Source organism: Nocardia sp. NPDC003963, assembly GCF_053605105.1.
Genome location: NZ_JBSGIP010000098.1, coordinates 1 through 5696 on the forward strand (window position 1 = coordinate 1; position 5696 = coordinate 5696).

At 59.8% G+C, this 5696-nt stretch carries 6 protein-coding genes and 2 pseudogenes; 6 read left to right on the top strand and 2 right to left on the bottom strand.

The features are described 5' to 3' along the window. Positions 1–407: TetR/AcrR family transcriptional regulator (locus tag ACWEWT_RS38315; protein WP_452565844.1), on the bottom strand; the 407-nt coding region annotated here is incomplete at its 3' end. A gap of 536 nt (positions 408–943) precedes the next feature. Here ACWEWT_RS38315 and ACWEWT_RS38320 point away from each other — a divergent pair. From ACWEWT_RS38320 to ACWEWT_RS38330, 3 genes are all read left to right on the top strand, one after another. Next, positions 944–1498: a class I SAM-dependent methyltransferase gene (locus ACWEWT_RS38320; RefSeq protein ID WP_452565852.1), complete on the top strand. Its 555-nt coding sequence runs from the start codon at positions 944–946 to the stop codon at positions 1496–1498. A gap of 266 nt (positions 1499–1764) precedes the next feature. Then, the gene (locus tag ACWEWT_RS38325) at positions 1765–2631 is read left to right on the top strand and encodes an AraC family transcriptional regulator (protein ID WP_452565846.1); all 867 of its coding nucleotides are present in this window, start codon (positions 1765–1767) and stop codon (positions 2629–2631) included. Between the two features lie 273 nt (positions 2632–2904). Continuing rightward, on the top strand, positions 2905–3582 hold the full coding sequence (locus ACWEWT_RS38330) for a sensor histidine kinase (RefSeq protein ID WP_452565848.1): 678 nt from the start codon (positions 2905–2907) through the stop codon (positions 3580–3582). 266 nt (positions 3583–3848) lie between these two features. On the opposite strand, the gene ACWEWT_RS38335 is transcribed toward ACWEWT_RS38330, so the two are convergent. Continuing rightward, on the bottom strand, positions 3849–4568 hold the full coding sequence (locus ACWEWT_RS38335; RefSeq protein ID WP_452565850.1) for a response regulator transcription factor: 720 nt from the start codon (positions 4566–4568) through the stop codon (positions 3849–3851). 388 nt (positions 4569–4956) lie between these two features. Between ACWEWT_RS38335 and ACWEWT_RS38340 the strand changes: the two are divergent. The 3 genes and pseudogenes from ACWEWT_RS38340 to ACWEWT_RS38350 all read left to right on the top strand — a co-directional run. Beyond that, positions 4957–5190 (top strand): annotated as a pseudogene (locus ACWEWT_RS38340) (Lsr2 family DNA-binding protein); the annotation flags it as partial. 28 nt (positions 5191–5218) lie between these two features. Further along, positions 5219–5446 (top strand): annotated as a pseudogene (locus ACWEWT_RS38345) (DUF4158 domain-containing protein); the annotation flags it as partial. 16 nt (positions 5447–5462) lie between these two features. Continuing rightward, on the top strand, positions 5463–5696 hold a 234-nt coding region (locus ACWEWT_RS38350; RefSeq protein ID WP_452565854.1), incomplete at its 3' end, for a transposase.

Genomic DNA, 5696 nt, shown 5'->3' on the forward strand with positions numbered 1-5696 from the left:
CGAGCCCAAGACAGGTCTGTGTCCGGCGTGATGTGGCCGTCGGCTCGGGCGCGGGTGAAGGCGAGGTCGCAGTCGGCGAACACCTCGTCTTGAACCCGTACGAGTTCCGGGTCGGTGAAGTCTACGTGATCCAGCGCATACCGAGCGCTGTGCTTGATTTCGATAATGTTCGCCGTTGCCTGATGTAACGCGACCAAGGGCGGTGCGCTGCGCGGACGCGCGGCGGTGATGGCGTCGCGGATCTGCTGCCATGCCGCGATCCCCATGGTTCGGATGAGGTCGTCGCGATTCGCGAACCGCCGGTGCACGGTGGCACGGGAAACTCCTGCGGCCTCTGCGATCTGCTCCAGCGTCGCGGCCGGGTTCTCGCTGAGCACGCGTTCCGCGGCTTCGACGATGGCTCGCACGCTTCGTTCGGCATCGGCACGCAGTGGCCGTGGTGGGGTAGTAGGCATCCGTCCTCGCTCGATTGACACTCTAAAGGCTACATCGGAACCTCAACCCTTCGATTAACTGCAACTTACTTGTCGCAACTGTGGGGTGATGTGTTACTCTAACGTCGTAGTTATAGAGGAGGGTGTAAGGCTCGACCATCCCGCAATTCTCGTCGGCAGATCCTCCGCGGTGACGGCGAGGCCATGGGAGTGTGGGCTGACCGGCGGCGCGAGACGGGCGCTGCATACGGGGCTGTCGCTTCCGGGGGTGAGAAGAATCCCCGGATGGTTCGTCCGAACCGGACCGCGCCGGCTCGAGCGCGACCCACAGGGTCGTGCGAGTTTCTGCCTTCCCCTTGTACGTACGAACATGCTTTCAGGGCCACATATGATATTCGGAGTGTGTAATGGCTGACAGGTCGGAACGTGCAATTTTCTTTCGTGAATTCATCGGTAACCCCCTTCGCACGGCATCGGTGGTTCCCAGCTCCTCGGGTTTGACAGCACAGATGGTAGCGGCACTTCCGCCCCTCGATGACGCGGTTGTTGTCGAACTCGGGCCTGGGACAGGTGTTTTCAGTGAGGCTATTCAGTGTCGACTCGGTGGTCGAGGCCGGCATATCGCGATAGAGTCGAATCCGGTTATGGCCGACTACGTGTCCAAGCGCTGTCCGCGGGTCGAACTGGTCAGGGGCTCGGCTTCCGGCCTGGGTAATACCCTGACGGCCCTTGGGATTTCGCAGGTCGATCACATCGTCAGCGGTCTGCCGTGGCAAGCATTCGCGGGACCCGACGGTGCCGAGCTCATCGACACCATTGCAAGAACCCTCTCACCCCGGGGCGCCTACTCTCAGTTCACCTACTCATGGACTCGATGGTCACCGCCGGGCAGACGTCAACTCGCGTACCTCAGAACAACATTCGATGAAGTGGTAATCACACGGACGATCTGGCGGAACCTTCCGCCTGCTGTGGTGTATCTATCCCGCCGACCACGAGGGGCGGGCCACAACAGCGAGGACCTCTCTGTACCAAAAGAATGCGCTCTGAACAGGCGTGAGTAACGACTCGATTCACCATGCGTGAAGCTCACGCGGCGCGGAGTATCGGCACAGTTGCGACTGGGCGTGTAAACGTTGCATCTCAGCGCAGACTTCGTGAGATGCACCTTTCTGCGAGTGCCATTCGGTCGTCCTGTCAATACGCTGTCCTCAGCGCGGCCTTTGGGAAGAACGGGAGCTGAACTGTAGTGACGCCGGGTAGGTACACTGTCGAGAAAAGTGACACACGTGAAGTTCGGCCGCGTCACCGCATCGACTACTGGACTGCAATGATTGACGAATATCAGGGGCGCATGAGCTGCGATACTCCATACCGGGAGGATTTTCGTGGAACCGCCGTTCGCCAGCGTACCAAAGAATACCAGTCGGTACTGTGGAAAGCGAAGGAAAGCATCTATCGTCGTACGGAGAAGGATATTCGAGCAGGATCGGATCCCGGCTATCGTTTTATTTTCCCACTTACCGGCCGGCTGCATTTCGAGAGATATCGAGATAACGTGGATCTGGTGAGCGGCTCGGCTGTTTTCGGAACCGCAGCAGAACCATTCGAAATGTCACAACAGGATGGAACGTCTGCATTCGTCGTGACGGTACCGACTCGGAACATGGAGCACCACCTCGGTTCGCGTCTTCCGATAACGACGCAGGTCGAAATATCAAAAGGGCTGGGACGAGTGGTCGGAGACATGGTCAGGGCACTATTCGAGGAACGCGAGTCCTTGACGCATGCCTACTTCGATGCAAGCTGTGATCGGCTCGTCGAACTACTGTGCATGATAATCATCGGTGAGCAGAGTCCAAAATCAGGACCCGGACTCGGTGACGTCGAAACATCGCTGCGCCGCTACATTCGCCAACACGCTGTGGATCCCACGCTCGACGGCCAGGCCGTCGCCACCGCGCTGGGTTGGTCGCTTCGCTATGTTCAGTACGTCCTTCAACAGAGCGGCACCACGCCGCGGCGGCTTATCAGGGAAGAACGACTGCGTGTTGCGCATACGCGATTGCAGGATCCGGAAAGCAAGCACATCACGATCACGCAGCTAGCGGAAATGTTCGGATTCTCGTCGGTGGGGGCTTTCAGTAATGCTTATTCAGAGTACTTCGGACACCGTCCCAGCGATACACGACAATAGCATCAGCGACATCATTCGGCATCTCTCATGCGACGCACGCCGCTAGAGGAGCCAAAGTGGGTACGATGTTGAATTCGGCATGTGAAAGGCCGCTTGATGGTTATGGAAAAGAATTCGTTCGTTCTCCGGCGATCCGCCGGAGAACGAACGCAACGACTTGTAACTGTAGTGGCCCCAGGCGGAACTGACGATGGTCGAATGTTCCCGTGCTCGGGCTCGGGACGAACCGGTAGAGGGCAGGGAGAAGCGCGCGGCGGCGAAGCAGAGCTGGACGTGATAGCGCTCATTGCGGAAGCCGCGCACGACCTTCGGACTCCGATCGCGGGGATCCGCGCGGCTGTCGAAGCGATCCTCGCGCATCCGCCGGGAGCTGATGAGGAGGAGCTCAACCAACTCCACCACCTGGTACTGAACGATACGCAACGTGCAGCGCGGTTGATCGATGACCTACTCGATATATCACGGTTGGATTCGGGAAAATTCGAACTACACCGAATCGAATTCGAGATGCTGCCTCTGGTCTCGGAGCAAGCCCATCGAGCCCGGCTGTTCAACTCCCGCGTGGAGATAGATGTCGATGCCATCGGCCGCACGGCAGTTGTGGCCGACCCGATCCGGATCGCCCAGATCCTAACAAATCTCATCGACAACGCCTGCCGAGTCACACGAGACGGAGGGAGAGTGTCCGTGACCATCGCACATCGCTCCGACCGGATTGTGGTCGTCGTCGCAGATTCAGGACCCGGGATTCCGAAAGAAGATCGCGACCGCGTTTTCGGGCGAGGGATACAGTTGTGCAATAATTCATACCGGCATTCCGATGGTGCCGGATTGGGGCTGGCGATATCGCGGGGAATCGCCCGGGCCCACGGTGGTGACCTCACCTGCGTGAGCCCACGTGGCGGGGTCGGCGCTACTTTTTTGCTATCGCTGCCGCTCTTGGAAGGGTGAATCGGCTTCTCGGGCATTGTCTGTGCTGCGGTCGTGGGTGGTTCCCGCGGTAGGTGAAATCCGGTGTGCGTGGTGTATCCGGGGGCGCCGGTGATCCGGTTCGGGAAGGCAAGTACAGCGAGCGGAGTGTTTTGCTTCGCCGGGCTCGTGTCCGGGCGCGCTGGTCTGGGAGTGCCGGGGCCAGGAAGCGGAATTTCTGCGCTGTGGCCCCGGCAATTCGGCGCTGCATTACTGATAGCGATGCAAATAATTCTCTCGCCCTGCCGCTATTCGATTCGCGCCAGTTGGTTCTTTTCTGAGTTGGTTCTGCACTGCAGGATGAAACCGCGACCGTGAACCGTGTGCAGAAGTCGCGGGCCGTGCGCCTCGAGTTTGCGCCTGAGCATGCTTACGAAGACGTCCACCAAGTTAATACTGTAGTGCTCGTCGCCCCATACTGCTATGAGCATCTGCTTTTTCGGGACAATCCGATCGCGATTCTCGGCCAGGTATGCCAGCAGCTTGAACTCCGTGGCGGTCAGCTCGATCGTCTGTCCGTCCCTCATCGCCGTCCCCGCAGCGCTATCCACGATCAGATCGCCGACTCTGATCGAACTGTCCGCGCGACCCATTCGCCTGAGTATGGCGTTGATACGAGCGGTTACCTCGGCGAGTAAGAACGGCTTGGTGACGTAGTCGTCCGCGCCTCTTTCGAAACCACGGAGACGATCGTCCGCGCCTTCCCGGGCGGTCAAGAGTAGGGTGCCGGCGGTGCTCATCCGGCGAACCACGTCGAGTAGTTCGAATCCGTTACGACCCGGAAGCATCACATCAAGGATGACGAGATCGGGTCGGAAGCGTTCCAACTCGTCCTCGAGGTTATTGCCGTTCTCCCGAACGCGCGCCTCGTATCCCAGGTCGCGCAATGCTGTACGCAGAGCGGCCCGGATAGTCTCCGCATCCTCTATCACCAGCACGCGGCCTCTCAAGAAAACCTCCACTTTCACTGCGTCACTCGTCGGTAGCAACCGAGATCGAGGAACAGGGAAACCGGGGCTGGCCCGACTTCTCCGAAAATCCGATCACAGAGCCGAAGTCATCACGTTCAGTGAATCGATCGCATGACCACGTGCATTCAACTCTAGCGTCAGGGGAAACTCGCAAATTTCCCATTCCTGGATATGTAATCTCGGTCACAGTTACTCTCCGACACAACAAAATTCGGGTCTAGTGAACGGTGCGACTCGGGTTGGATCGGTTACTTCCGTGCGGCGGTGAGCCGGCCTTCAAAGGTGATATCGAAGGCGTTCAACGCCACTTTTCACCGGGTTACCCAGCGTTTTTGCCCGGCCCAATGGGGGCGAGGCTCATGATCGCCGTGTAGGCGCATTACGAGAATGGCTGCGGCATAACAGTCATGATGTGCTCGACCGTGGCCGGATCTCTACCGGGGTGCTGGATGCGTATCAGCACGCTGCGAGTTTGCCGCGGCATCATCGGGTCGCCGTCTGGTCGCAAAGGGGTTCCGGTAGTAATCGCGCGGAAAACAACGAAGTTGACTTGACGAGCGTTGATGGCTGGTTCGGACTGCGGGGCAGCGTGTTTGGTGCTCGGCTTGGTTGCCGATGAGTTGGTCGGCGTGGTGGAGGTCGGTTTCATGGCGACGCGGGTGTCAGCGGACGAGGAGTTGGCGCGTCTGCGGGAGTTTCCGGAGGTCAGCCGCGAGGAGTTGTTCCGGTTCTTCGCGTTGACCCCGGCCGATATCGCGTTCGTCGCGCCGGTGCGGGGCCGTGGACCGACGGATCGGCTGGGTTACTCGGTGGCGTTGTGCACGTTGCCGTGGTTGGGGTTCGTGCCGGACAAGGTGGTCACCGCGCCTTCGGTGGTGTAGGCGCGGCTCGCTGCTACCGGAGTTCATTCCCAGACCGCAGGGCGGAGGCACCGCTCCCGTCGATGAACGTGCGGTGTTCACCGCAGTGGTGTTCGTGTTGACCAGCGGATGTGCGTGGCGGCATCTGCCGCCGTCGTTCGGGGTGAGCGTCCCGACCGCGCATCGCCGGTTCATGGTGTGGGCTGATTCCGGCGTATTCGACGCACTCCACCGGGAGATCCTCGACAGGCTCGGCGCCGCCGGC